This window comes from Agrobacterium bohemicum, from assembly GCF_002896715.1.
In the GTDB taxonomy this organism is placed as follows: Bacteria; Pseudomonadota; Alphaproteobacteria; order Rhizobiales; family Rhizobiaceae; genus Agrobacterium; species Agrobacterium bohemicum.
Genome location: NZ_PGEL01000027.1, coordinates 418,678 through 445,186 on the forward strand (window position 1 = coordinate 418,678; position 26,509 = coordinate 445,186).

At 55.0% G+C, this 26,509-nt stretch carries 22 protein-coding genes, 1 tRNA gene and 1 pseudogene; 13 read left to right on the forward strand and 11 right to left on the reverse strand.

The window, feature by feature from the left end:
* Positions 1-28 precede the first annotated feature (28 nt).
* The 4 genes from CUC55_RS17450 to yajC all read right to left on the reverse strand — a co-directional run bounded on the left by CUC55_RS17450 (position 29) and on the right by yajC (position 4,280).
* Positions 29-877, reverse strand: coding sequence for a phytoene/squalene synthase family protein (locus CUC55_RS17450; protein ID WP_067643541.1), 849 nt, complete (start codon positions 875-877; stop codon positions 29-31).
* A gap of 14 nt (positions 878-891) precedes the next feature.
* The gene (locus tag CUC55_RS17455) at positions 892-1,284 is read right to left on the reverse strand and encodes an Mth938-like domain-containing protein (RefSeq protein ID WP_103088648.1); all 393 of its coding nucleotides are present in this window, start codon (positions 1,282-1,284) and stop codon (positions 892-894) included.
* On the reverse strand, positions 1,284-3,848 hold the full coding sequence (gene secDF, locus CUC55_RS17460; RefSeq protein ID WP_103088649.1) for a protein translocase subunit SecDF: 2,565 nt from the start codon (positions 3,846-3,848) through the stop codon (positions 1,284-1,286). The genes CUC55_RS17455 and secDF overlap by 1 nt, the downstream gene beginning before the upstream one ends.
* A gap of 75 nt (positions 3,849-3,923) precedes the next feature.
* Positions 3,924-4,280, reverse strand: coding sequence for a preprotein translocase subunit YajC (gene yajC / locus CUC55_RS17465; RefSeq protein ID WP_067644225.1), 357 nt, complete (start codon positions 4,278-4,280; stop codon positions 3,924-3,926).
* A gap of 221 nt (positions 4,281-4,501) precedes the next feature.
* Here yajC and CUC55_RS17470 point away from each other — a divergent pair, with 221 nt between their 5' ends.
* Together CUC55_RS17470 and CUC55_RS17475 are read left to right on the forward strand one after the other, a co-directional pair.
* Positions 4,502-5,374 (forward strand): ATP-binding protein, encoded by an 873-nt coding sequence (locus tag CUC55_RS17470; RefSeq protein WP_103088784.1) that lies wholly within the window; start codon positions 4,502-4,504, stop codon positions 5,372-5,374.
* A gap of 186 nt (positions 5,375-5,560) precedes the next feature.
* Positions 5,561-6,460: a PhnA-like protein gene (locus CUC55_RS17475; RefSeq protein ID WP_103088650.1), complete on the forward strand. Its 900-nt coding sequence runs from the start codon at positions 5,561-5,563 to the stop codon at positions 6,458-6,460.
* Between the two features lie 74 nt (positions 6,461-6,534).
* Here CUC55_RS17475 and CUC55_RS17480 read toward each other — a convergent pair whose 3' ends face one another.
* The 3 genes from CUC55_RS17480 to CUC55_RS17490 all read right to left on the reverse strand — a co-directional run bounded on the left by CUC55_RS17480 (position 6,535) and on the right by CUC55_RS17490 (position 7,809).
* On the reverse strand, positions 6,535-7,170 hold the full coding sequence (locus tag CUC55_RS17480; protein WP_425352862.1) for a lipocalin family protein: 636 nt from the start codon (positions 7,168-7,170) through the stop codon (positions 6,535-6,537).
* Complete coding sequence (locus CUC55_RS17485) at positions 7,157-7,615, reverse strand: VOC family protein (RefSeq protein ID WP_280953216.1); 459 nt, start codon at positions 7,613-7,615, stop codon at positions 7,157-7,159. The genes CUC55_RS17480 and CUC55_RS17485 overlap by 14 nt, the downstream gene beginning before the upstream one ends.
* Positions 7,616-7,734: 119 nt before the next feature.
* A tRNA-Glu gene (locus tag CUC55_RS17490) sits at positions 7,735-7,809 on the reverse strand.
* A gap of 515 nt (positions 7,810-8,324) precedes the next feature.
* Between CUC55_RS17490 and CUC55_RS17495 the strand changes: the two genes are divergently transcribed.
* Positions 8,325-9,161 carry a GGDEF domain-containing protein gene (locus CUC55_RS17495; RefSeq protein ID WP_157940973.1) on the forward strand — a complete coding sequence of 279 codons (837 nt, stop codon included), beginning with the start codon at positions 8,325-8,327 and terminating at the stop codon, positions 9,159-9,161.
* Positions 9,162-9,292: 131 nt separating this feature from the next.
* Positions 9,293-9,790, forward strand: a complete 498-nt coding sequence (gene gpt / locus CUC55_RS17500) for a xanthine phosphoribosyltransferase (RefSeq protein WP_067643562.1) — start codon at positions 9,293-9,295, stop codon at positions 9,788-9,790.
* Between the two features lie 2 nt (positions 9,791-9,792).
* On the opposite strand, the gene CUC55_RS17505 is transcribed toward gpt, so the two are convergent.
* The gene (locus CUC55_RS17505; RefSeq protein ID WP_103088651.1) at positions 9,793-10,548 is read right to left on the reverse strand and encodes an ArsR/SmtB family transcription factor; all 756 of its coding nucleotides are present in this window, start codon (positions 10,546-10,548) and stop codon (positions 9,793-9,795) included.
* Between the two features lie 123 nt (positions 10,549-10,671).
* Here CUC55_RS17505 and CUC55_RS17510 point away from each other — a divergent pair, with 123 nt between their 5' ends.
* From CUC55_RS17510 to CUC55_RS17520, 3 genes are all read left to right on the forward strand, one after another.
* Positions 10,672-11,571 carry a DMT family transporter gene (locus CUC55_RS17510; RefSeq protein ID WP_103088652.1) on the forward strand — a complete coding sequence of 300 codons (900 nt, stop codon included), beginning with the start codon at positions 10,672-10,674 and terminating at the stop codon, positions 11,569-11,571.
* Between the two features lie 635 nt (positions 11,572-12,206).
* Complete coding sequence (locus CUC55_RS17515) at positions 12,207-16,022, forward strand: vitamin B12-dependent ribonucleotide reductase (protein ID WP_103088653.1); 3,816 nt, start codon at positions 12,207-12,209, stop codon at positions 16,020-16,022.
* 433 nt (positions 16,023-16,455) lie between these two features.
* Positions 16,456-17,091, forward strand: coding sequence for a hypothetical protein (locus CUC55_RS17520; RefSeq protein ID WP_067643576.1), 636 nt, complete (start codon positions 16,456-16,458; stop codon positions 17,089-17,091).
* A 220-nt stretch (positions 17,092-17,311) separates the two neighbouring features.
* On the opposite strand, the gene CUC55_RS17525 is transcribed toward CUC55_RS17520, so the two are convergent.
* Positions 17,312-18,589, reverse strand: coding sequence for an O-acetylhomoserine aminocarboxypropyltransferase (locus tag CUC55_RS17525; RefSeq protein ID WP_103088654.1), 1,278 nt, complete (start codon positions 18,587-18,589; stop codon positions 17,312-17,314).
* Positions 18,590-18,675: 86 nt separating this feature from the next.
* Positions 18,676-19,110, reverse strand: a complete 435-nt coding sequence (locus CUC55_RS17530; RefSeq protein WP_067643582.1) for a CoA-binding protein — start codon at positions 19,108-19,110, stop codon at positions 18,676-18,678.
* A 415-nt stretch (positions 19,111-19,525) separates the two neighbouring features.
* Here CUC55_RS17530 and CUC55_RS17535 point away from each other — a divergent pair, with 415 nt between their 5' ends.
* The 3 genes from CUC55_RS17535 to rpsI all read left to right on the forward strand — a co-directional run bounded on the left by CUC55_RS17535 (position 19,526) and on the right by rpsI (position 21,543).
* Entirely contained in the window at positions 19,526-20,362 is an 837-nt protein-coding gene (locus CUC55_RS17535) for a DMT family transporter (protein ID WP_103088655.1), read from the forward strand.
* Positions 20,363-20,608: 246 nt separating this feature from the next.
* Positions 20,609-21,073, forward strand: coding sequence for a 50S ribosomal protein L13 (gene rplM / locus CUC55_RS17540; RefSeq protein ID WP_103088656.1), 465 nt, complete (start codon positions 20,609-20,611; stop codon positions 21,071-21,073).
* Positions 21,074-21,075: 2 nt separating this feature from the next.
* Positions 21,076-21,543, forward strand: coding sequence for a 30S ribosomal protein S9 (gene rpsI, locus CUC55_RS17545; protein WP_103088657.1), 468 nt, complete (start codon positions 21,076-21,078; stop codon positions 21,541-21,543).
* 98 nt (positions 21,544-21,641) lie between these two features.
* Here rpsI and CUC55_RS17550 read toward each other — a convergent pair whose 3' ends face one another.
* On the reverse strand, positions 21,642-23,594 hold the full coding sequence (locus CUC55_RS17550) for an acyltransferase family protein (protein ID WP_103088658.1): 1,953 nt from the start codon (positions 23,592-23,594) through the stop codon (positions 21,642-21,644).
* A gap of 140 nt (positions 23,595-23,734) precedes the next feature.
* On the opposite strand from CUC55_RS17550, the gene speB reads away from it, so the two are divergent.
* The 3 genes and pseudogenes from speB to CUC55_RS23675 form a co-directional block, all read left to right on the forward strand.
* Positions 23,735-24,688 carry an agmatinase gene (speB, locus tag CUC55_RS17555; protein ID WP_103088659.1) on the forward strand — a complete coding sequence of 318 codons (954 nt, stop codon included), beginning with the start codon at positions 23,735-23,737 and terminating at the stop codon, positions 24,686-24,688.
* A gap of 72 nt (positions 24,689-24,760) precedes the next feature.
* On the forward strand, positions 24,761-25,687 hold the full coding sequence (gene argC, locus CUC55_RS17560; RefSeq protein ID WP_067644233.1) for an N-acetyl-gamma-glutamyl-phosphate reductase: 927 nt from the start codon (positions 24,761-24,763) through the stop codon (positions 25,685-25,687).
* Positions 25,684-26,406: pseudogene (locus CUC55_RS23675) on the forward strand (aminoglycoside phosphotransferase family protein); the annotation flags it as partial. The gene argC and the pseudogene CUC55_RS23675, both read left to right, overlap by 4 nt.
* Positions 26,407-26,509: the final 103 nt, after the last annotated feature.

The window sequence follows — 26,509 nt, forward strand, 5'->3', positions numbered from 1 at the left end:
AGCAAGCCTTGCGCGAATATTGAGCGGGTCAAAACCGTCGCAGGAACGATGCCTTGGCAAGCTGCCATTGGCGGCGAAGCTGCGAGGGCTGTATATCCTGCTCAAAAAGCCGTGCCCCTGCCCGTCTGGCGTTTGCAATGACCGGTCCCGTCAGTGAAACAGGAATGAAGGCTGGAAACACGGATTTGGGTACCACCGCCATGCGTGCTTTCTCCAGGTGATCGAGTGCGTGTACGCAGAATATTTCGATGGCAGCAGCAATCCTTGCGGCATCCTTGCCTTCCAGAAAAGCCTCACGATCCAAACCAACTGCGGACAGCATATCCAGCGGAACGTAAACCTGCCCTCGGCGTCGGTGTAGCGGCATCAGCAGCAACATACCCGCCATCGCCTGGGCCACGCCCGCATGGCCGGCGGCTTCGGCATTGATAGCTGCGTCGGAAGGGGAAAGGACGATGCTGGAAAGCTGGATCAACGCTGATGCCGTTTCTCCAGCATAGCCTTCCAGCGCATTTCGATCGTCAAAAACGTCGTCGTAAAGATCAAAAATTCTGGCCTCGATCATATCGAGCAAGGTCTTGCGCGGCAGATTGTGCGTGCCGATAGCGTCAAGAAGAGCAGCGGCAATCGGGTTTGCAAGGCTTTCGCCGTGTGGCGTGCCTTCCAGAAGGTCCCGCCACCATTGCATGCGCACCTCACCGGGCAGCGGCTCGCGGACAAGGTCACGAATGCGGGCGATTTCCGCGTTGAAAGCGTAGAGCGCGGACAGAGCGGCGCGCTTGTCTTCAGGCGACAGAAGGCATGCCAGATAGCGATCACGATCCATGTCACGCAACATGGTCAGGCACGTGTCCTTGTCTCCCACCTGCTCCGCCATCAGTCTCCGCTCTTTCAGCCTTCCACTGCAATCAGGGCTGCCGCAACGGCACGCGATTCCGAAAGCATGATGTTGTAGGTTCGAACTGCGGCACCTGTACTCATAGGATCGACCGAGATGCCAGCTTCCTTCAAAGCCAACTTCAACTCCTTGGACAAAACCCGCATCGTGTCACCTGTGCCGACCAGCAGAAATTCTATCTCTCCTGCCTGCGCGATAATTCGGGNAAAGTCATCGACTGTCAGCGTCTTCGCGTCTACGGCGGTCCAGTCGTGAATGCCGGAGGGCAAGCACAGGATAGATCCGCGATGCGACATGTCGGCAAAGCGGAAACCGCCATTGCCGTAAGCATCAATGGGCGNCCGGCCGGGAAAATGGGCCGGGCGTATTTCGATACCGCTTGCCATCAGATGGCTGGCTTGCCGCCGATAGCGTCACGCTTAGCGTCGGCCTTTTCATCTTCGGTGTCATTGCCGCCTGGACGCAGCTTGAACGCGATAAGCACCGGTGCCGCGATGTAGACCGACGAGAAGACGCCGATACCGACACCGAACAGCATGGCGAAGGTGAAGGAACGAATGACTTCGCCGCCAAACAGGTAGAGCGACAGCAGCGCCAGCATAACCGTCAGACCCGTGAGAATCGTGCGCGATAGTGTCTGGTTTAGCGACAGGTCGATGATCATGGACAGCGGCATCTTCTTGTACCGCCGCAGGNTTTCACGAATACGGTCATAGATGACGACCGTATCGTTCAGCGAGTAGCCGATAATGGTCAGGATCGCCGCGATGCTGGTGAGGTTGAACTCGATGCCGAGGAACACGAACAGACCGATGGTGAAGACCACGTCATGGACCATCGAGATGATGGCACCGAGCGCGAACTGCCATTCGAAGCGCAGCCAGATATAGGCCATGATGCAGATCATCGCGAGACCGATACCGATCGTGGAACTGACCGTTAGGTCGCCCGAAACGGCGGGGCCGACCACTTCCACGCGACGGAACTCGTACTTTTCCTCAAGCTCTCCACGCACCAGCGTGATTGCGGACTGTTCGGCATTCTCGCCGCCGTCCTGCGCCTGAATGCGGATCAGCACATCCTGCGGCGTACCGAAGCCCTGCGCCTGGATTTCACCGAGGTTGAGCTGGCTCAAACGATCACGGATATCCGCGATGTCGGCATCGCCCTGCTTGGCCTTGACTTCGATGACCGAACCACCCTGGAAGTCGATACCCAGATTGAGGCCCTTGGTGACAAAGCCGCCAACGCAAATCAGCATGACGACACCACTGAGGATGAAGACGTAGCGACGGTAGCGCATGAAGGGAATGTCTTTCCCGTCAAACAACGCCGTGCGAATTCCCTTTGGCAGAGTCTTCGGGCGGCTGCGGCGAACCCAGACGCCAAACATCCACGCCGTCAGCGTATACGCCGTAAAGACGGTGGTGATGATACCGACGGCGAGCGTCACGGCAAAGCCCTTGACCGGACCGGTTCCCATGTAGAACAGAACGCTGGCAACAATCAGCGTCGTTATATTCGCGTCCATGATGGTGGCGAAGGCGCGGGTGAACCCGTTCTCCAGCGATGAAATCAGCGGTTTTCCGCTTCTTACCTCTTCACGGATACGCTCATAGATCAGAACGTTGGAGTCGACCGCCATACCGATGGTGAGGACAATACCGGCAATACCCGGCAAGGTCAGCGTCGAGCCGATAATACTGAGGACCGCCAACAGCATGACGATATTGACGATCAGCGCGATGTTCGCAAGCAGGCCGAAGAAGCCGTAGAAGATGAACATGAAGATCACAACGCCAGCGGCACCAATGGCGCTGGCCACAAGACCGGCATTGATCGAATCGCTACCAAGGCTTGGGCCGACTGTACGCTCTTCGACGACGGTCAAGGTTGCGGGCAGCGCACCGGCACGCAGCAGCACGGCAAGGTCGTTTGCGCCCTGAACGGAGAAATTACCGGAAATCTGGCCGGAACCACCGATGATCGGCTCGCGAATAACCGGCGCGGAAATAACCTGATTGTCGAGAATGATGGCGAATGGCTTGCCGACATTCTGCTGCGTTGCCTGAGCAAAACGCTGTGCGCCACGGCTATCGAAACGGAAGGTGACGACGGGTTCGTTGTTCTGCTGGTTAAAGCTTGCCTGCGAATCGACGAGATTGTCACCAGAAACGAGTGCACGGCGTTCCACAAGATAAGGAACCGGTGGATCGTCCTGCGAATACAATATTTCGGACGTCGCGGGTGGGCGGCCGTTCAACGCTTCCTGCACCGGCATGGAGGTATCGACCATGCGGAAGGACAGTTTAGCGGTCTGGTTCAACAACGACTTCAGACGCTGCGGGTCCTGCAAGCCAGGAACCTGCACGATGATACGGTCCGAACCCTGACGCTGGATCAAAGGCTCGGTCGTGCCAACTTCATCGACGCGGCGACGAACGACTTCGATGGACTGCGAGACAGCGGAAGACAGGCGGTAATTGATACCGTCATCGGTCAGGTTGAGGCGAAGCAGGCTGTCGCCAGCATCGGTCATGGTCACTTCCGTAATGGACGTGCCAACCAGTGTACCGGAAGAAACCGGCAACGTCAGATCGCGAAGTGCGGNTTTTGCAGCTTCGTATTGTGCAGGGTCGGTAATGCGGACCTGAACCTGCTGGCCGTTGCCTGCAAGGCCCGAATATTTGATGTTGGCGTCGCGCAGCTGGGTACGCACATCGCCCACGATCGTTTCGAGACGTTCCTTCACGATGTCGGAACGCTCGATCTTGAGCATGATGTGGGAACCGCCCTGAAGGTCGAGACCGAGTGTTACCTTATTATCCTTGTACCAATTCGGCATGCCTTCCAACTGTTTGTCGGTAAACAGGTTTGGGGAAGCGATAACGACGCTTATCAGCACGGCAAGCCAGATAAAGGCTGTTTTCCAGCGGGNAAAATGAAGCATTTAGGTCTCGGTCAAGGTTGGGTGTCAGAACCCAGGCTGCGTTTGCCGCAACCTGCTTTATGTGGGACGCGCTGATTACTTCGCGGCTGCCGGGGCTTCGGTCTTCACCGGCTCACCCTTGACGCGCACTTCTGCGATATAGGTGCGCGATGCACGAACCTTGACGCCATCGGCGATTTCAACTTCCAGCTCATTGTCGTCGATGACCTTCGTCACTTTGCCGACGATGCCGCCACCAAGAACGACCTGATCTCCACGGCGAATGGCCGTCAGTGTTTCCTGACGCTTCTTCAACTGCGCACGCTGCGGACGGATCAGGAAGAAGTACCAGACCACCATCAACGGGGCGAACAGGAAAAGCATCTCGAGGCCGGACCCGAATGCAGACGGTGTGCCCGTCGCGTCCTGGGCAAAAGCTTGGCTGATAAACATAAAAAACTCCTCAGATTTCGGGCGCAGTCTTAGCCACTGGCCGGCTTTCAAGCCGCCGGAATATAGTTGCGCTTCCTTAGAATGCAACAGACAGACGCCGTGCGCCGTACCGTTTCCACGCCTCATAACCTTTCAAGGCAACAAACACCATGCTAACCCGCAGAAATTCTACNTTTATGCGGGACGACGCTCGCCACCGATTGTTTGCAGGAGACTTTATGATGTCATCGGAAGAAACCAATACACTTCTGCTCGCAGAAGTACGACGTTTGGCCGATGCTCTGGAAAGACTGGCTGGTCCCGCACCTGCGATAAATGACTGGAATAGCGCGGATTGTTTCGTCTGGGTACCTGCTAGTGCCTGGCTTCAGCCGGTTGCTCGCCCCAACCGCATTGCATTGCAGCTCATTCGCGGTGTCGATCACGTCCGAGACATTTTGCATGNAAACACGGCACGTTTTGCGGAAGGCTTTGCGGCTAATAACGTGCTGTTGTGGGGTGCGCGCGGCATGGGCAAGTCATCGCTGGTCAAAGCCGTTCACGAAGACGTGCGAGCCTCGAGGGGCGTTTCATTGAAGCTCGTGGAGGTCCACCGTGAAGATATTCATACGCTTCCAGCTCTCATGGATATTATGAAGTCTTCGGATCATCGCATCATCGTCTTTTGCGATGACCTTTCATTCGACCACGATGATACCGCCTACAAATCACTCAAGGCAGCACTGGATGGCGGCATCGAGGGACGCCCCGACAATGTTCTTTTCTATGCCACATCCAACCGCCGTCATCTGCTACCACGACACATGATGGAGAACGAGCAGTCTACCGCCATCAACCCGTCAGAAGCTGTCGAGGAAAAAGTCTCGCTCTCGGATCGCTTCGGGCTGTGGCTCGGTTTTCACAAATGCAGCCAGGAAGACTATCTGACGATGATCGACAGTTATGCCGAATATTTCGACTTGGGCCTGCCGCGTGAAAAACTTCATCACGAGGCTTTAGCATGGGCTACAACCCGTGGTGGCCGGTCTGGTCGTGTTGCATGGCAATATATTCAGGATATCGCTGGTNAAATGCGTAAACAAATCAACCGCTGACATTATCAGCGGGTGTCTGTCTTTCAACAACGAAGAAAAAACCCCAAATGGTTGAAAATATTAAAATATAACGACGAACTTATTTTGTNAAAAACAATTNGGATTTCCTGTTTCGGCGCGGAACAAACCGATTATCCGCTCGTTTCAGCCGCATACGCCAATAGCGTTGTGTAACAGGAGAGCGAAATGACTGATCAGACCGTGTATACAACATCCCAAACAGGCATTCGTGCTCCTGTCTTAAGGGAATCCACTACGAATATTTCTTGGGGCAGCATANTTTCCGGTGTCGCAATCGCACTTGCCTTGCACCTCATCCTCAATCTTCTAGGTCTTGCAATCGGCGCTGGCGTCATCGACCCCGCGCAGAGCGATACACCAACTGCAGCTTCGCTTTCCATCGGCTCCATCATCTGGATGATCGTCAGCGGCATCATCGCTGCATTCTTCGGCGGCTATGTCGCAAGCCGTCTGTCCGGCCGCGTTGCTCGCACCACCGGCGCTCTGCATGGCTTGACGTCTTGGGCAGTAACGACGCTCGTCGTGTTCTACCTTCTGACAACATCGATCGGCGCTCTGGTTGGCGGCGCGTTCTCTGGCGTAACGAGTGTGTTCTCCGGCGCTGGCTCCACTATCGCAACTGCCGCGACCACCGCTGCACCATCGCTCGCAACTGCTTCCGATCCTGTTTCCTCTATTGAACAAAGCATTCGCCAAGCAAGCGGCGGCAATGATCCGCAGGCTCTGCGTGATGCAGCCGTCAGCGCCGTTCGCGCTGCCCTGACAGGCGATCAGGCTCAGGCTGAGGATGCACGCAACCGTGCTGCCGATGCTCTTGCCCGCGCTCAGGGCATTCCTGTCGATCAGGCTCGCCAACAGGTGACCGACTATGNAAACCAGTACAAGCAGGCCGTCGAGCAGGCCAAGGTCCGCGCAACTGAGGCTGCTCAGGCAACAGCAACGGCTGTATCCGCTGGCTCTTACGTCGCCTTTGGTGCCCTGCTGATCGGCGCGGTTGCTGCTCTCTTTGGTGGCAATATCGGTGCTGCCCATGCGCAGAGACGTCGTGATACGGTTATCGAATAACGCCATCAGCCGTTAGCCCAAAGAAAATGCCCGCGTATGACGCGGGCATTTTTGTATTTGGATAATGCTAGAGATCAGAATTTCGGAAACTCAAGTTTGCTTGTGTCATAACCGAGTTCCTTCGCTTTGCTTACCATCCGCGCCAGCTGGTTTTTGGAAGGAACGTTGCGAGCGTAGATCCAGAGGNTTTTCATATCGGGATCTGAGCTGATGAACCAGCTTCTGTCTGGCGAATTGTAAAGCACCCAGTAATTGAAGGTGATCAGCAGCGGATAACGCACCCTCAGCTTGGCCTTTGTTGTTTTCGAATCGGTCAACGTGCCGATACCTTCGATGGTCTTTAGCTTTCCTTGCGGAGTGCCCTCGCGACACCCGTCCTGCACCATAACCTGATTAGGGGCATTGCCAGGCGTGTAGACCGTAAAACCTGCCACACAACCATCTGTCAGCCACATGGGTGTTCTGCCGATTTCGAGCCATTTGCCTTGATAATGGGAGCGGTCGGTTTGAGCCACGGCTGGCTCTGCCTTGGCTTGGCCAACGGNAAACATACCAAGGCAAGATAATGCTGCGGCAGCGGTGAGCGATTGAATGAGACGGTTCATGGCAAGCTCCAACGGGGTCAGGGTTCGGACACAACGCCATACGCGGACGGCAGTTGCACCAAGCCTTATCAATCCACCGTGACCTGTCGGCTCACGCTCGCCCATCTGGATATTCAGCGGGCCCCTTGATCTCCAGCATGTTGCCGAAAGGATCGTATATATAGAAAGAGTGTCCCATTCCTCGTGCACCGCCGTGCATCGCCTCACGATGAATGGCAACGCCATGGCTTTCCAGATGCGCTCGCAACGCCTCATGTTCGAATGGCCCCGTCGCAATGCAGATATGGTCGACATTTCGCCCGCCTGCGACAGGCGGGCGCGCCTTCTGCCCACCGTGATGCGTTACGTCCCACAAGACAATCAGCGAAGCCCCGCACCACACCTGCTCCATGCCGAGCGCCGGATAGCTATATCCAGGACGGCAGCCCATCACCTCGTGATAAAAACCAAGAGCCTTATCCATATCGTCCACCAACAGAACGACATGATCTATCCCAACAAGGGNAAATGGTATGCTTGATGTCAATGAAGTCCCCTCCCGAATCTCCACCGTTAAGCTTCAGCTTAATTGCGGAACAAGCAACCCGGAATGAACAGGTTATATCTCAGCCGCATGACATCACAAAACGGACGCCTGATACGACATTGGATATTTCTGAGGGGAGNAAATGGTACGCCCTAGGGGAGTCGAACCCCTCNTTTCAGAATGAAAATCTGACGTCCTAACCGATAGACGAAGGGCGCGTACACTTGTCGTGTGGCGCTCTTATAGTCAGAGGNTTTCGATACCGCAAGCCGGAAAATGCGCCTTTTGACNAAAAAATGACGCACAGTCTTAAAGCCCTTGGAAATCAAGGATTATCCATTCAAAACAGAGACTTACTTTTTCCAACGAAACCGTTTTGTACGGGCGGAATGGATTATTCAGCGGTTGGTCTAGCGGAAAATATGTATGGGTAACGGTGTTTGATGACAAGAAGCCCGCTTGTCCAGGTACCTGCAAGCCATCGATGTTTGGAACATTGCTCTATGATGCAGGAGACCCTACTTAAGGTGGTGTGGGTGGATGAAAATAAGCATGAATTGCTTCATTCAATATCCTGGATTGAATTTCCATCTCCAAAAGGTGATGGACATTCCTCTATCGCCATTGAATTGCTTTCTTTCGACGCAGATTTCTAATTAAGAATTATCGAGACTATAAAAGGTTGAACATGCGGTCAGAAAAATCACGAATAATGCCGACGCTCGGACGGTCTTTGATCGCGAAAATTTTTCTGGTTTCATTTTTAAGTGTGCACGTTCCGCTTATCGCATTGATCATTCACCTGCTGAGTGGTTTCGACACGGGGCCTGTACCGGTGTTCACCTTGATACTGGTCGCGACGCTTGTTGGCACTGCTATATGCCTATTTGCCATCTGGCGCTTCATCCGCCCACTACACCATCTGGCAGAGGCATTGATGAAATATCCGCAGGATAAAAGCGTTTTGAAGCTTCAGTCCGAAGGTGCCGACGAAATCGCCATTGTGACCGACGTGACGAAATCCATGCTGTGGCAGGTGGAAGAACTCACCAAGAAGCTCAAGCATCAGGCTACGACGGATTTTCTGACCGGTCTCGGAAACCGTCGCTGGCTGACGGAACAATTGCCAGCTGCCCAGTCTCAAGCAGAGCGCTCCAACGAGCCTCTGTCCGTCATTCTGTTCGATCTCGATAAATTCAAGCACATCAATGATGAACACGGGCACGAGGTCGGCGACAACGTGTTGATGATCGTAGGAGAAATCGTAAAGGATTCACTCAGGCCTTACGATCTGGCGGCGCGGATCGGCGGAGAGGAATTCTGCATCATATTGCCGCGTACATCCGGAGAGGCTGCGCTCAGTATCGCTGAACGTTTGCGTGCCGCTTTCGAAGCGAGCTACCTCGACCCTCTCCCAATTGGTCGGGTAACCTGCAGCTTCGGCGTTGTGCAGGCTGGTCCGGACGAGCGATTACAACAATTGCTTCGACGAGCCGATACTGCGCTTTACAAAGCCAAGGCTGCAGGACGCAACACGGTGATCGGCGTATTTGCGGATAAAAACATCTAAGATGCGCCGCCGCCCTCTGGGGTCGCAGGTCTAGAAACCATCCGGGAAACTGCGTGATCCGCTTGCTTTTCACGCAATCTTGCCGCTATTAGCCAAAGCCATCGACAATTTGACCATATGGCAGACACCTCATGTCCCTTCCCGATAAAGCTTTCCCCGTCTCATGGGATCAATTTCACCGTGATGCACGCGCCCTAGCATGGCGTCTGGCGGGTCTGAACCAGGAGTTCAGCGCCATCGTCTGTATCACGCGCGGCGGCCTTGTTCCTGCTGCCATCATTTCCCGCGAGTTGAACATTCGCCTGATCGATACCGTCTGCATCGCCACCCGCCATGATTACGTCAACCAGGGCGATACGATGCTTCTCAAGGGCATTTCACCCGAACTGCTGGAAAAAGGCGGCGAAGGCATTCTTGTTATCGATGACCTTACCGACACTGGCAAAACCGCCATTGAAGTGCGCGAGATGCTGCCCAAGGCGCATTTCGCCTGTGTTTACGCCAAGCCTAAAGGTGTCCCGACAGTCGATACGTTCATTACAGAAGTCAGCCAAGATACGTGGATCTACTTCCCATGGGATCTGGGCTTCACCTATCAGGAGCCGATCGCAAAAGGCTCGCGCGGCTGATTTTACAAATGACGGCTCTCGCAGCCGTCATTTTTTGTTTCGGCGGGCAAAGACAATCGCCAGTCAACCGGCAATCCGAAAGCGGTGCGGAAGCCCACCTCTCCCGTAGGCGTAACGCGCAAAGCTCGCGTGTCAGGCATACGGGCAACCCACCCCAGCGCGGTGAACCGGTCTAATAAACCCGCGCCCAGTTTTCCTGCCAGATGCATGCGGCGTTCGCTCCAGTCCAGACAGGTCCGGCAAAGTGGCCGCTTCGAAGAGCTGTCGANTTTCAGATCGACGCCGAAGTCACAGAAGAACCGCTGCCCTTCCTCTGTCACCAGAGCAGCACCTTCCGATAGCATCACATAGGCTTTATCGCACAAGACGTCCGCGACGTTCACCGCCAGCTTGCCCGCCATATGGTCGTAACAGGTTCGGGCCAATCGCATGGATTCATCTTTGGGACCAACCGGGCGGTAACGTTTGGGGCCAGCAGATGCGACAGCCATCAGCGCATCGATGGCCTGCGCCACCTCTTGCGAGGCCAACCGGTAATAACGATGTCGGCCCTGCTTCTCCAGCGTCACCAGTTGGGCATCTGCCAGTCGCGATAGATGGCCGCTTGTCGTCTGCGCCGTCACCCCCGCATGGCGCGCCAGTTCGCCCGCCGTCAGGGCTTGCCCGCCCATGAGCGCGGCTAACATATTGGCGCGGGCTGCATCACCAAGAAGGCTCGCGACCTCTGCTATGGCATTACCAGAAGCAAAATTTGTCATGGAGCGAGCATAACAAAGCGGTTTCCCCTTGTCAGCCACGCACAGTTCGGGCACGGCCGAAGCATCTGTGCCGCTTTTGCGGCTACCACCGGCAGCAGATACCTGCAAGCCAAGGACAAAAGCATGCCAGCCGNAAAAAACATGACAACAGAATTCGCGCTTCTTCTCACACTCGCCACATTATGGGGTGCGGCCTACACCTTCATCAAGCTGGGCGTAGCCACGATACCGCCGATCACGCTGATCGCGGCGCGAACTCTGATTGCTGCGAGCGTGCTTCTCATCATCCTGCGTCTTCGCGGGCTGCGCTTGCCGAGCGATCCAATAATATGGCGTCGATTTTTCATTCAGGCCACGCTTAACACGGCGGTTCCATTCACGCTGATTGCGTGGGCAGAAACCACAACAGACGCCGGACTTGCCGTTATCCTGAATTCCACCACGCCGGTTTTTGCTTTTCTGCTGACAGCACTTCTCATTCGCCACGAGGCCATCAGCGGGCGCAAGATTGCAGGCATCGCCGCCGGGTTCAGCGGCATCGTCCTCATCGTCGGCGTTCAGGCCTTCAATGGTGTCGGCAAGGAGTTGCTGGCACAATTTGCTGTGGTTGCCGCAAGCGTGTGTTACGCTGGTGCAGTGATATTCGGTAAAAACTTCAAAGGGCTTGACCCGATGATTCCGGCAGCGGGTTCGCTGTTGTGCGGCGCAATCATGCTAGCGCCACTCAGCCTTGTCATCGACCAGCCATGGACCCTGTCGCCGTCGATCTCTTCGCTCTTCGCCCTCCTGGCGCTTTCGGTGTTTTCCACAGCCTTGGCCTTCGTCATCTANTTTCGACTCATTCACACGCTCGGTTCCGTTGGAACGACTGCGCAGGCCTATCTGCGCGTGCCTATCGGCGTTGGCATCGGCGTGGCATTTCTCGGTGAGAGCCTGTCATCTACGGCGTGGATCGGCCTCGTGCTGGTCGTTGGTGGCGTCTTTGCGATGACGCTTCCTGAACGCAAATCATCGGCGACGTGAATGGCCGAAATGGGAGCCGTCTCCTACGAGTTATCCCCAGTTCTCGTAGTGAGAATGTGTNAAACACAAAGTGTAGCCTTTTTGCCGCACCTCGCAAAAGCCCGGAAAACCGGCCTTACGTTACGGAAGACAAAGCGTAAGCCGACGAATTACCCTTGCCCAAGTGCCTGATATTTATAGCGGGTTTTTCTTTCCCCGNTTTCCACAGCCACCGCACACAATATCTGGTAGTTAATAAACCCTTTCAAACTAGGCCTTGACGGAATCACCACANTTTCCCAAGGTGCATTCATGTTGCGGCGGCAACAGAATCAGGTGTCTCACCTTCGGTTCTTTTCAGTTCCAGTTCACGCGTTGCCTGCGTTTCAACCATGAAGGGATGGAGCGTAGATGCCTGTTTGTGAGCTGAATTTCTGCCAAAAACATGATGCGGGATATGGCAAAAAGAAGCCGTTAATACTATATATAGTATTGATTGGTATCATTAGAGCCGAAATCACCACGAGATACAGGGATCGCGTCTGCGGATGACCATCCCATCTAGATCGGCGAAAACCAGCGGCGCGTACGAGGCGCGACGCAGGAGAGAATTTTTGCGCCCTGCTCACAGGCGCCACAAAACGAGGACTAAAACAATGCGCATTGAACGTCGCTTTACCAAGCCCGGCCAGTCTCCTTATGCGGAGATCGAATTCCGCAAAGGTATCAGCGAGATCAAGAACCCGGATGGCTCCATCGTTTTCCGTCTGGCGGATATCGACGTTCCCGCACAGTTCTCCCAGGTTGCGACAGACGTGCTGGCGCAGAAATATTTCCGCAAGGCCGGTGTGCCTGCGCGCCTGAAGAAGGTTGAGGAAAACGACGTTCCTTCCTTCCTGTGGCGGTCGGTTGCCGATGAAAAGGCGATGAAGGACATTCCGGAAGACGAGCGTTACGGTTCTGAAATCGATGCGCGTCAGGTTTTCGACCGTCTGGCCGGTACATGGGCTTACTGGGGCTGGAAGGGCAAATATTTCTCGACCGAAGAAGATGCGTCCGCCTTCAAGGATGAGCTTGCCTATATGCTGGCGACGCAGCGCGTCGCGCCAAACTCTCCACAGTGGTTCAACACCGGCCTGCACTGGGCCTATGGCATTGATGGCCCCGGCCAGGGCCACTTCTATGTCGATCCCTTCACGGGCAAGCTGACCAAGTCCAAGTCGTCCTACGAACATCCGCAGCCACATGCCTGCTTCATCCAGTCCGTAGCCGACGATCTGGTCAATGAAGGCGGCATCATGGACCTGTGGGTACGCGAAGCACGCCTGTTCAAATACGGCTCCGGCACCGGCTCCAATTTCTCCTACCTGCGCGGCGAAGGCGAAAAGCTGTCGGGCGGCGGACGCTCAAGCGGCCTCATGAGCTTCCTCAAGATCGGTGATCGCGCAGCTGGCGCCATCAAGTCCGGCGGCACCACCCGTCGTGCGGCCAAGATGGTCGTCGTCGATGCCGATCANCCCGATATTGAAGCCTACATCGACTGGAAGGTGAACGAAGAGCAGAAGGTTGCGGCCCTCGTGACCGGCTCCAAGATCGTCGCCAAGCACTTGAAGGCCATCATGAAGGCCTGCGTCAATTGCGAAGCTGGCTCTGAAGCCACGCGGGGCGATTGCTTCGACCCTGCCAAGAACCCTGCCTTGAAGCGCGAAATCCGCGCTGCCAAGAAGGACATGGTTCCTGAGAACTACGTCAAGCGCGTCATCCAGTTCGCCCAGCAGGGCTACAAGGAAATTGAATTCAAGACCTACGACACCGATTGGGATTCGGAAGCCTACCTCACGGTTTCGGGCCAGAACTCCAACAACTCCGTGTCACTGAAGGATGACTTCCTGCGCGCTGTGGAAGACAATGGCGACTGGAACCTCACCGCCCGCAAGGACGGCAAGGTCATGAAAACGCTGAAGGCCCGCGATCTCTGGGNAAAGATTTCCCACGCCGCATGGGCATCGGCTGATCCAGGCCTGCACTTCAACACCACCATGAACGACTGGCACACATCGCCAGCCGCAGGTCCCATCCGCGCATCCAACCCTTGCTCGGAATACATGTTCCTGGATGACACGGCCTGCAACCTTGCCTCGCTGAACCTGCTTCAGTTCAAGGACGCCAAGACCAAGAACATCGATATTGCCGATTACGAACACGCCGTTCGCCTGTGGACTGTCGTTCTCGAAGTCTCGGTCATGATGGCGCAGTTCCCATCCAAGGAAATTGCTGAACGCTCTTACGAATACCGCACGCTCGGCCTCGGCTATGCCAACATCGGCGGCCTGCTGATGTCCTCGGGCATTCCTTACGATAGCGATGAAGGCCGTGCGATTGCCGGTGCGCTCACCGCCATCATGACAGGCGTTTCTTACGCAACATCCGCCGAAATGGCTGGCGAGCTTGGCCCCTTCCCCGGCTTTGCACCCAACCGTGACAACATGCTGCGCGTCATGCGCAACCATCAGCGCGCAGCCCAGGGTCTGGCCTATGGTTATGAAGGCCTGTCGGTAAACCCTGTTCCGCTCATCCATGCAGATTGCACGGATCAGGACCTCATCACCCACGCGGTTGCCGCATGGGAAAAGGCTCTGGAACTTGGCGAAAAGAACGGCTACCGCAACGCCCAGACCACCGTTATCGCGCCAACAGGCACAATCGGCCTCGTCATGGATTGCGATACGACCGGTATCGAGCCAGACTTCGCACTGGTGAAGTTCAAGAAGCTGGCCGGTGGCGGCTACTTCAAGATCATCAACCGCGCCGTTCCTGAATCGCTGCGTTCGCTCGGCTATTCGGAAAGCCAGATTGCCGAAATCGAAGCTTACGCTATCGGCCACAGCAATCTCAACCAGGCACCGGCGGTCAACCCATCCACATTGAAGGCCAAGGGCTTCACCGATGAGAAGATCGAAACGGTCAACGCCGCGCTGAAATCCGCCTTCGACATCAAGTTCGTCTTCAACCAGTGGACACTCGGCGCTGACTTCCTCAAGGAAACCCTGAAGGTTTCCGACGAGCAGCTTTCCGACATGAGCTTCAACCTGCTCGAACATCTCGGCTTTGCCAAGAAGGATATCGAAGCGGCCAACGTGCATGTTTGCGGCGCGATGACGCTGGAAGGCGCACCGTTCCTCAAAGACGAGCATCTGCCTGTGTTCGATTGCGCCAACCCATGCGGCAAGATCGGCAAGCGTTACCTCTCGGTTGAAAGCCACATTCGCATGATGGCGGCAGCGCAGCCCTTCATCTCGGGCGCGATTTCCAAGACCATCAACATGCCAAACGATGCGACGGTTGAAGATTGCGGCGCAGCCTACATGCTGTCCTGGAAGCTGGCGTTGAAGGCCAACGCTCTCTACCGCGATGGCTCCAAGCTGTCCCAGCCTCTCAACGCTTCACTTGTCGAAGACGACAATGACGAGGATGCGCTGGAGGATCTGATCGCCCAGCCACAGGCAGCCCAGGCTGTCACCATCACCGNAAAGATCATCGAGCGTGTTGTCGAACGTGTCAGCCGCGAGCGTGAAAAGCTGCCGAACCGTCGTCAGGGTTACACCCAGAAGGCAGCCGTCGGCGGACACAAGGTCTATCTGCGCACCGGCGAATTCGGTGATGGTCGCATCGGTGAAATCTTCATTGATATGCACAAGGAAGGCGCTGCTTTCCGTGCGATGATGAACAACTTCGCCATCGCCATTTCGCTTGGCCTGCAATATGGCGTGCCACTGGAAGAATATGTGGAGGCCTTCACCTTCACCAAGTTCGAACCAGCCGGCATGGTCATCGGCAACGATGCCATCAAGAACGCGACCTCGATCCTCGACTACGTCTTCCGCGAACTCGCCGTTTCCTACCTTGGCCGTCATGATCTGGCCCATGTGGATACGTCGGACTTCTCGCAGACCGCACTCGGCAAAGGCATCGAAGAAGGCAAGACCAACCTCGTTTCCACCGGCTGGACACGTGGTTACAAGCCAACTCTGGTCTCCAACACCAGTGATCGCGCCTCGTCCGAGCCCAAGGGGTCGGCCACGGCAGCCCCTGCCCGTGCATCTGGAACGGTCACGCAGATCTCCGGCAACACGGTGCGCAAGCTCGAACCAACCGTTGCGATCTCCACTTCGGAAGTTGTCGCCTTCAAACGCGAGTATGAAGAACGCGCCAAGGAAGCAGTAGAAATCGTTGAAGAAGGCCTGGCCACCGAATCCGAACAGGCCGCCACCGCCCTCTTCTCCGACAAGGCAGCCGCCGACGCGGCTTCAGCCAAAACCGAAGCCAAGAAGAAAGAAGCTGAACGCCGCATTCGCTCGATTGCTCAAGGCTACACGGGCAACATGTGCGGCGAGTGCCAGAACTTCACGATGGTACGGAATGGTACTTGCGAGAAATGCGATACTTGTGGCGCGACGAGCGGTTGCTCGTAAGAGTTAGAAATAATCGCTGGATGGCCCCCACTAAAAATCACTAAGTGGGGGTAATAAGTCACAGACAGAAGAAAAACTGCAAGNAAATCTTAGGCCTAGTCNAAATCCAAATTTCTCAGGCGAATAGTTGCCTGAGAAATATTAAAGGGAACNAAACAAGAAACACCTCTCAGTAGCACTTACATTTCGACACTATCAATAATCATTTAATGTTCAAATTTGCCGCATCGCGAGCAAGAAAATGTTGTCACGAGTTGGTCTAAATGCNAAAAATCGGGGGCGGATATTCGAGTTTAACACTCCAGTGACCCGATGGCACTATCGGCTTCAATACATGCCAACAGGGTCCACGTCTGAGGTCAATTGCGGAACGAAAAAGTGATACTTCGGGTCGCATTAGGACTGCTTTGCGCTCTTCGAATAGGATTCAAACATGCTTGAATACTTTTCCGTAAGCGGCATTAAGCTCGGATGGGACACACTGCGCGGGCTATGGCGGTTCTCGCGCCGCAACAGACGTAACCTTACACCAACGAAACGGCTTGAGTTGAGGCAAAAATGGAAACCCAAGTTCGACGACTTCCTCCGGGTCAACACCTACAAAGAACTCAGCACCGAAGTTATCATCCGGAACATCAACCGTCTGGACGAATACCCGAATAACGTCAAGCTGAAACAGAAAAACGGCATCAGCCCATGGTTCAAAGTTCCTGTGGTACAGACATACGAGCGTGGTTTTATGGTCTGTCTAAGCATTGGGGAACTAGTATCAATCAGTGAGGATAAGTGGCGGTATCGGGACTGGCTGAAAGGTGAGGACGGCGAGAAATTCTGGTGTGTCGGCTTCGTCCCTTACGAAGGCATCGTGGATGTGGACTGGGAGGGCGACAAATACTATGACTACCCGCACGTTGTCTGCCATTTTGACCAAGCCCGGAACCAACCATACGAACGGATCATGCTTTGCCGCGAGTGGAAGTTCGACAAAGTGTCGCACTTCACTGAAGTCGTGGATATTGAAACCGTTCGGAAAGACAGCAAGAAGTATGGCCTGAGGTATTTTGGTTAAGCCACTTAAGCCAACTAGATACGACATTTACCCTGTACGTAAGCGTAGAACAGCATGTCTACAGTCCTGTAAGACATTGTGGCCCTTGGTCACCAAACGNCCCCCCCCTCACCTGACCAATCTATGCCTTAGCAAGGCTAAAATCATGATTTCTTCCTTCTCCAAAGCGAGAAAAAGCCTGCAACAGGCTAGATTCAACAAGCATCTGCCCTAATCACCCTCAACCCAGCGCCTGTTCCAGATCCGCAATAATATCCTTCACATCCTCGATACCAATGGACAGGCGCACAACGTCCGGGCCAGCACCGGCGGCGGCCTGCTGTTCCGGCGTTAGTTGCGCATGCGTCGTGGATGCCGGGTGGATGACGAGGGAGCGGGTGTCGCCGATATTGGCGAGATGCGNAAACAGTTGCAGGCCTTCAACCAAGGCCTTGCCGACTTCGTATCCACCCTTGACGCCGAAGGTGAAGACGGAGCCTGCTCCCTTGGGGGAATAGCGCTGTTGTAGCGCATGATTTTCGCTATCCTCCAGACCGGCATAATTGACCCAGCTGACTTTCGGATGGGCCTTCAACCATTTGGCGACGGCGAGCGCGTTGTCGGAATGGCGCTGAACGCGTAGCGGCAGCGTTTCAATGCCCGTCAGGATGAGAAATGCGTTGAAGGGGGCGATGGACGGCCCGAGGTCACGCAGCCCAAGCACCCGAGCCGCGATGGCGAAGGCGAAATTGCCGAATGTCTGGTGCAGGACCACGCCGGAATATTCGGGGCGTGGTTTCGACAAGGCAGGATATTTATCGCTCGCCGACCAATCGAAAGTGCCGCCATCAACGATGATGCCGCCCATGGAATTGCCGTGGCCACCAAGGAATTTCGTCAAGGAATGCACGACGATATCCGCACCATGTTCGATGGGGCGCAACAGATATGGGCTCGCCATCGTATTATCGACGATCAACGGAAGGCCGTGGCTGTGGGCGATTTCGGCAATAGCGGCAATATCCACGAAGGTGCCGCCGGGATTGGCAAGGCTTTCAATGAAGATGGCCTTCGTGCGGTCATCGATCTGACTTTCGAAACTGGCGGGATCTGTGGCGTCCGCCCATCGTACCTGCCAATCGAAGTTCTGAAACGAATGTCCAAACTGATTGATCGAACCGCCATAAAGCTGGCGGGCAGCAACGAAGTTGTCACCCGACTGCAAGAGCGTGTGAAAGACAAGAAATTGTGCCGCATGTCCGGAAGCCACGGCAAGTGCCGCCGTTCCACCCTCAAGGGCAGCGACGCGTTCCTCTAGAACAGCCTGGGTGGGGTTCATGATCCGCGTATAAATATTGCCGAATTCCTTCAGAGCAAACAGCGCTGCTGCATGATCCGAATCGCGAAACTCATAGGCGGTCGTTTGATAGATTGGGGTTGCCCGCGCACCGGTCGTAGGGTCTGGCTCGGCACCGGCATGAATTGCCAGCGTCGAAAAACCCGGATTATTCTCTGACATATGTCCCTCCACTATAATCTTACCTGCCCTTGGATCAGAGGGATGATAGCGTCCCCAGGGCGAAAGGTAAGTGCAACTTATGCCAACTATGATGCGATATTGAGACGCGGATACTCAATTGCCGGGCATCGGTCCATAACCATTTCTATTCCATAGGCCTCAGCCTTGGCGGCGGCATCATCATGACGGACCGACAGTTGACCCCAGATGACCTTGGGCCGTGGCGACATAAGAATGACCTCATCCACGACAGCGGGCAAATTCTCCGGCGCCCGGAACACATCGACCATGTCGATCGTCTCAGGAATATCCGCGAGTTTGGCGTAAACCGGTTGCCCCAGAATTTGCTTGCCCTCTTGCCCTGGATTGACGGGGAAAACTGAATATCCTTTGGAAAGCAGAAACTTCATGACGCCATGGCTGGGTCTGGCAGCGTTGGGAGATGCACCCAAAACAGCAATCGTCTTCACGTCTGTCAGAACGCGGCGAATATAGTCGTCGTCATATGCGTCGTGGTTCATGGTCAACCTTCCAAAAATCATTCACTTTAAGATGCTCTTTCGAGCAATGTAGGGATTGGAAACCCTTGCTACAAACTTCAAACTTCACGAAAATCAGCACAACCATAATGTTTGCGCTAACCTCTTAGACAATCCCTAATCGTACTTTCTTTGTACCGTGTCTGTTCATCAGCATTTTAGAAACTACTCATAGTTACATTAGAGAAATCTGTTTCACTTTGAAACTATTTACTCTGCGATCATCACCGAGGGAACTCGAGAAAATTGCTCCTCCTTCATAATAAAACGACCAAATTCATCCCGGTCAGCAGAATTCCAATCGGTTTATTTTCTCCGCGTGTCCGAACGCTTTCCAGTGCAACCGGCTACCAAAAGGCATAAGCACTAATCAAACGAAACAAATTGCGAGTCGCCCGTGCCGATTGATGTTCTGCTGCTGGTCTTGCTGGGTGCCGTCTTCCACGCCAGCTGGAATGCGCTCGTCAAATCCGGCACGGATAAGGCGCTGGACGCAACGTTGGTCGCGGCGGGTGCAGCCGCCTGTTCCATTCCGTTTCTGCCATTCCTGTCGCTACCAGGTGCAGTCGCCCTGCCCTTCCTCATCGTTTCAGCCGTCTTGCAATTCGCTTATTTTCGGCTTGTCGCTGCAGCCTACACCGTCGGTGATATCGGGCTCGTTTATCCCATCATGCGTGGGGTTGCGCCTCTCATCGTCGCGGCCAGCAGCAACCTGNTTTTAGGTGAGACTCTCAGCCCTGCTGCCATCGGCGGCATAGCGGTGATTTCCGCTGGCATTCTGACCCTTGCTTTCGAGGCAAGGCATGGCGGTAGGCACGCGATCTTGCTGGCGCTGGCCAATGCGGTGGTCATTGCTGGGTACACGTTTGTCGATGGTGTTGGCGCACGGCTTTCGACAAGCCCGATTTCCTATACGCTTTGGATGTCGTTGCTGCCGCCTGTCCTCCTGNTTTCCTGGGCGCTTTATCAAAGGGGCTGGGCACCTGTTTCAGCGCATGTCCGTCACCACTGGTGGCGTGGGCTTGCGGGCGGCGCGGGATCTATCCTGTCCTATGGTCTGGCACTTTGGGCCATGACGAAAGCCCCAGTCGCCGTCGTCGCGGCTCTGCGCGAAACATCCATCCNTTTTGCGATCGCCATCTCGGTTCTGATCCTCAAGGAAAAGGCGAGTGTGTGGCGCTATATTGCCGGTGCAACCATCGCTTTGGGCGTCCTGATCATGCGTCTTGGCTGATTTCGACCGTACTTTCTTGTGGTATTATAAAACCACATACGCAAATCATTGTTTTTTAACGACAATTTTTAAGGTGAGCTGTTTCCCCGCCGTTGACGCGGTTTCATCTACCGCCTATAAGCGCGCCAGACAGAATTTCCCAGGAAATACGGTCGTTCCGGCTGCGCGCATGCGATCAGCCTTAAGCAACAAAAAACGCCTGCATGCTCCTGTTGAGCGTGACGGGTCCTAGAGAAAGTTAAAAGAATGTCTACTTTCGTTCAGAAGCCCGCCGAGGTGGAGAAGAAGTGGATCATCATNGACGCCGAAGGCCTCGTTGTTGGTCGCCTCGCCACCGTTGTTGCAACTCGCCTGCGCGGCAAGCACAAGGCAACCTACACTCCTCACGTAGATGATGGCGACAACGTCATTATCATCAACGCGGAAAAGGTTGTCTTCACCGGCAAGAAATATTCCGACAAGAAGTACTACTGGCACACTGGTTACCCAGGTGGCATCAAGGAACGTACCGTTCGCCAGATCATCGAAGGCCGCTTCCCGGAGCGCGTTCTCGAAAAGGCAATCGAGCGTATGATTCCCCGTGGTCCTCTCGGCCGTCGCCAGATGAAGAACCTCCGCGTTTACGCCGGTTCGAACCACCCGCATGAAGCACAGCAGCCTGCCGTTCTTGAAGTGGCAACGCTGAACAGCAAGAACGTAAGGAGCGCCTGATAATGGCCGATCTTTCCTCCCTGAAAGACCTCGCCCCGGCATCGGAAGCTTCGGCTCCCGTGCACGTCCGCAAGGTTGACACACTCGGCCGCTCCTACGCGACCGGCAAGCGCAAGAACGCCGTTGCACGCGTATGGATCAAGGCCGGCTCCGGCAAGATCATCATCAACGGTCGTGACTTTTCCGCTTACTTCGCACGCCCTGNTTTGCAGATGATCCTGCAGCAGCCTTTGATCGCTGCGGCTCGCTCTGGCCAGTTCGACATCATCGCAACTGTTGCTGGTGGTGGTCTTTCCGGTCAGGCCGGTGCAGTTCGTCACGGCGTTTCCAAGGCTCTCACCTACTTCGAACCAGCCCTTCGCGGCGTTCTGAAGAAGGGTGGCTTCCTGACCCGCGACAGCCGTGTTGTTGAACGTAAGAAGTACGGCAAGGCCAAGGCTCGCCGTTCGTTCCAGTTCTCCAAGCGTTAATCGCCTACGGACTACAAAACCGAAAAGGCGGGGCTTTGGCTCCGCCNTTTTTGTTGGCTCTGGCGAACGACAAAATGTACTGATTCCGTTTCGGGATATCAGTTGATCTCAACGCCTGCGGGAGATTGTGTCTTCGGGTTTTGCATCTCATTCATCAGCTGATCGACAATCATCGCTGCGCCCGCCTTCGTGTAGTGGCCCCGGTCGGCAATATAGGCCACGCCATCCCGCCCAAAGAAGCACATCTCCTCTTGCGACCGATTGCAGAATATCTGCTCCGGGAAAACCTTTTTTACATTGTCTGGGACTGCGGCATCCAGCACTGAATAGGCGCGCGCGGTGTTGGTTTTGAAATCGGCTGTGGAGTATCCGAAATCCGGGGTCTTGTCCCCNTTTACGATACGTCCCGCCATGACCTCCCCCACCGGTTTGTTGAAGAGCGGGCTGGGGTAAACGATAACGACCCTCTTGCCACTCGCCTCCAGCGCCAGGACCGTGTCCCGCAGGCTCTTAGCGACGGCTGAAACGGGAGTATCGGTNAAAGAGTATTCGATATCGCCTATCTGCAAATAGGGAGAGTTGAAGAAATTGACCCAGGAGGCTGTTAGAACGACGGTATCGATATTGCTCTGCGTCAAATAGGCCAATGCGCGTTGATTGAACGTATCGCAATTTGCCGCTCCTTCATCCCTTGCCGTCGAAACACCGATAATGGGGGCACAGAAACCGTGGGTAAGCTGGATCATGCCCATATGGCGCAGCTTCAATGCTTCCAACAGAGCTGGTGAGATGGATGCACCGATGGAGTCACCCCACACAGCATATGTCTTGCCCGCTTTGGCATCGAACATACATTCCTCATTGGGAACAGCTGGAATACCATCCTTGACCTGAAACAGGCACTTTTCGCTCCATGTCGTTTCCTTGATGAAGTTTCGCACGTCAGGCGCCAGTCGGAATGGCAGCCCATCCTTCAGGTCACCCCAGGTTCCAAAACCGACGAGTATGAAAGCGCATACAGCACCGACGGCTGCGACTTTGCGGGTGCCGANTTTTTTGTATCTGAAAGGCTGCTCGATAAACCACCAGCTGAAAGCTGCAAGGGCAAGAACCACGAGAATCAGAACACACATGGCTGATTGCGATGGCGGTTCCGAACTCCTGATTCGCCAAAAAGCAAATACGGGCTGATGCCATAGGTAGATGCTGAAACTGATGCGGCCGATCCACACAAGCGGCGAAAAGGACAGCAAGCGACCTGGCCATGTCTCACTGGAAGCAAACAGNAAAAATGCGCATGTTCCCCCAATAGGCAACAATGCGGCAAACGAGGGAACGCGCGTCGTGGGATCGAACAGGAACACTGCAACCAGCACCATGACAAACCCGGCAAGGGCCAGCGGGCCGTTCAACCGTCTTGGCCTGCCGAATACGTAAAAGGCACACAGCGAGCCTGCCAGGATTTCCCATACTCGAGTGGGCAGAAGGTAATGATTTGCGGATGGAAAATGTCTTGCGCCGAATTCGCTCACGACAAGGCTTGCGATTGCAGCGGCAAGAAGGATTCTGAAAATCGTCCTGATTTTTAGCCTGAACAGAAAGAGCAGAGGAAAGAGTATATAAAACTGCTCTTCGACGCCCAGGCTCCAGGTATGGAGCAAGGGAACTTCAGCGGAATCGGGCGCGAAGTAGTCGGTCTTTTTCNAAAAGTAGATGTTGGAAAGGGAGAGCGTGGCCATCATCAGACTTTTGGNAAAATCCTCATAGGCATCCGGTAGCAGCCAAACCCAGGCGGCCGGCACTGTGCAAAGCAAGACGAAGAAAAGCGCCGGCAAAATTCGTCTCGCCCGGCGCTCATAGAAGCCAAGAAGCGAGAACGTGCCTTTGGCATATTCGTCAAGAATGACAGTCGTTATCAGATATCCGCTAATGGCGAAAAAGACATCAACGCCGAGAAATCCGCCGCCAAAAACGGAAAAGTTCGCGTGCGCCAACACGACGCTCAGAACGGCGATGGCGCGCAGGCCATCTATTTCGGCTCTATACTTCATGAAAATCCACGGGTAGTGCACGCGTTCTAAGCAACGCCGAATGAGAACGTTCCATGGCGTGAATAACAGATAAGCAGCTTATCCCGAACAGCTTAATGCGTTATTGAAGACGGCTAAAGCCGTTCGTACAGGGGTGCTCCATGCCATCNAAATCGATCGATCACGCGTTTACTGCCTCATCTTTGACGTCTGCATCAACCGACCCTACCCATGCCGGTGTCCTGTCTTTCATGCGCCGCAGATTTACGAAGCACCTGGAAGGCGTATCGACGGCGATCTGGGGCATTCCNTTTGACGCCGCAACCTCCAACCGTCCCGGAGCGCGATTCGGCCCACAGGCCATCCGACGCGCTTCGGCTATTTTCGACAATGACCCGCAATATCCATTCGGACGTGATCTGTTCGAGACGATGCCGACGATTGACTATGGCGATTGCCTGCTGGATTACGGCAATCATTGGCTAANCCCGCAAACGATCGAAGACGAGGCGAGTGNAATTCTCTCCAAGGTGGATTATCTTCTGACACTGGGCGGGGATCATTTCATCACATGGCCGCTCCTGAAAGCGCATGTCGCNAAACATGGACCGCTCGCGCTGGTGCAGTTCGACGCCCATCAGGACACATGGTTCGATGACGGCAAGCGGATCGATCACGGTTCCTTCGTGGCACGGGCGGTGCGCGACGGGTTGATAGACCCCGACAGGTCGATCCAGATCGGTATTCGCACACACGCGCCGGAAGATTGCGGCATCAGGCTCATCTACGGCCACGAAGTGGAGGACATGCGGGCAAACGATATTTCATCTTTAATCGTCGAACACACCGGCGGGCTTCCGGCCTATCTGACATTCGATATAGATTGCCTTGATCCCGCCTTCGCCCCCGGCACCGGCACACCCGTCGCAGGCGGGCCATCGAGTGCGAAAGTGCTGGCAATTCTTCGCGGGCTTGGTCAACTGGATATCCGCGGCTCCGACGTGGTTGAGGTCGCCCCGGCTTACGATCATGCGGATATCACCGCCATTGCGGGAGCAACTGTAGCAATGTATATGCTAGGCCTGCGTGCTGAGCGGCTTGCGAAAACAAGCTGACAGATTGATTCAAGTGCATGGCNAAATGATTCCGCCTACACCCGTAACCTATTGAAAGTTCAGGACAAGGACATGACAGCGAAAATCTTCATCGATGGCGAACACGGCACCACAGGCTTGCAAATTCGCACCCGCCTCGCCGACCGCCGCGATATCGAACTGCTGTCCATTCCCGAAGCGGAACGGCGTAATGCCGCGATGCGTGAGGACATGCTCAACAACGCCGACATCTCGATTCTATGCCTGCCAGACGACGCCTCCAAGGAAGCGGTCTCGATGGTATCTGGAAACAACAAGGTCCGTATTATCGACACCTCGACGGCTTACCGCGTCGACCCGAGCTGGGCCTATGGCTTTGCCGAAATGGAGAAGTCGCAAGCCGAGAAGGTGCGCTCCGCGCGTTTTGTTACGAATCCGGGCTGCTATCCCACGGGTGCAATCGGGCTTATTCGTCCGCTACGCGCTGCTGGCATCTTGCCTGATGGCTACCCTGTCAGCGTCAACGCCGTATCTGGCTACACCGGCGGCGGCAAGCAGATGATCGCGCAGATGGAAGACCAGAGCCGTGATGACTCGATAAAGGCCAACAATTTCCTTTATGGTCTGACGCTCAAGCACAAACATGTGCCGGAAATGAAAATCCACGGTCAGCTTGATCGCTCGCCGCTGTTTTCGCCATCCGTCGGTCGTTTCGCACAGGGCATGATCGTGCAGGTGCCATTGTTCCTGGCCGACCTGAATGAAGGCACAAGCGTCGAGACTGTCCACGCCGCGCTTGCAGCGCATTACGCAGGACAGAACATCGTTCAGGTCGTTGCGCTGGAAGACAGCAAATCGCTTGGCCGTATCGATGCGGAAGAACTTGTCAATCAGGATACGATGAAGCTTTTCGTCTTCGGGAACGACGAGCATATTAACCTCGTCGCCGTTCTGGATAATCTCGGCAAAGGCGCCTCCGGTGCTGCTGTGCAGAACATGGAACTCATGCTTTCGGCATGACCGGGAACCAAGCCTCAATCTGCATTCCGGATGAACTTGTAGGGCGGTGGAGCATTTCCTCCGCCTTTCTTATTGCCGACACACCATCAAGTCTTGTCTACCGCGTTACCCTCGCTGATGCGTCCAGCGCCATCGTCAAAATCTTGAAGCCGAACGGTATGGGCGAATTGCCGGGCATGGCGTTTCTGGAACGGCGGGATGGTCTGGGAGCGGTTCGATTGATCGATCGCGCGGACCATATTTGTCTTCTGGAAGACGCTGGTGATTTGAACCTGCGTACATATCGGCTGCTGCATGGTGAAACGTCCAGCAATGCCGTTATCATAGACGTCCTTGCCAAACTCCACTCAGGCAGTGGCAGCGCGTCGCCCGAATTGATGCCCCTACGGCAACACTTCGCGGCCCTGTTCAAGCGGGCTCAGCATGAAACGGACGCTGAGTTATCGCCAATATTACGTCATGCCGCCAGTATCGCGGATGATCTGCTTTCGCACCAGACGAATATCCGTCCGTTGCACGGTGATCTGCACCACGACAATATCATTCACAGCACTGATCGCGGTTGGTTGGCCATAGACCCGCAAGGACTGTTGGGCGATCCAGCTTATGATGTCGCGAACGTGTTCGGAAATCCGCTAGGGGCTTTTGACGACATCATCGATGTGGCGCGGATTTCAAATCTGATGACGCTGTTTTCAACCTCTCTCGGCTGCAGTGAAGAGAAAATACTGCGTTACGCGCTGGCACATGCCGGAGTGTCTATCTGCTGGTCTTTGGAATCGGACGATTCAGTATCCAACAAACAGAACGCCTTGGAACGCG

Excerpts from the sequence above, each read along its gene's own strand:
- yajC (WP_067644225.1), bottom strand. The coding sequence starts at position 4,280 with ATGTTTATCAGCCAAGCTTTTGCCCAGGACGCGACGGGCACACCGTCT.
- CUC55_RS17450 (WP_067643541.1), bottom strand. The coding sequence starts at position 877 with ATGGCGGAGCAGGTGGGAGACAAGGACACGTGCCTGACCATGTTGCGT.
- CUC55_RS17520 (WP_067643576.1), top strand. The coding sequence starts at position 16,456 with ATGCTTGAATACTTTTCCGTAAGCGGCATTAAGCTCGGATGGGACACA.
- CUC55_RS17530 (WP_067643582.1), bottom strand. The coding sequence starts at position 19,110 with ATGAACCACGACGCATATGACGACGACTATATTCGCCGCGTTCTGACA.
- gpt (WP_067643562.1), top strand. The coding sequence starts at position 9,293 with ATGTCCCTTCCCGATAAAGCTTTCCCCGTCTCATGGGATCAATTTCAC.
- argC (WP_067644233.1), top strand. The coding sequence starts at position 24,761 with ATGACAGCGAAAATCTTCATCGATGGCGAACACGGCACCACAGGCTTG.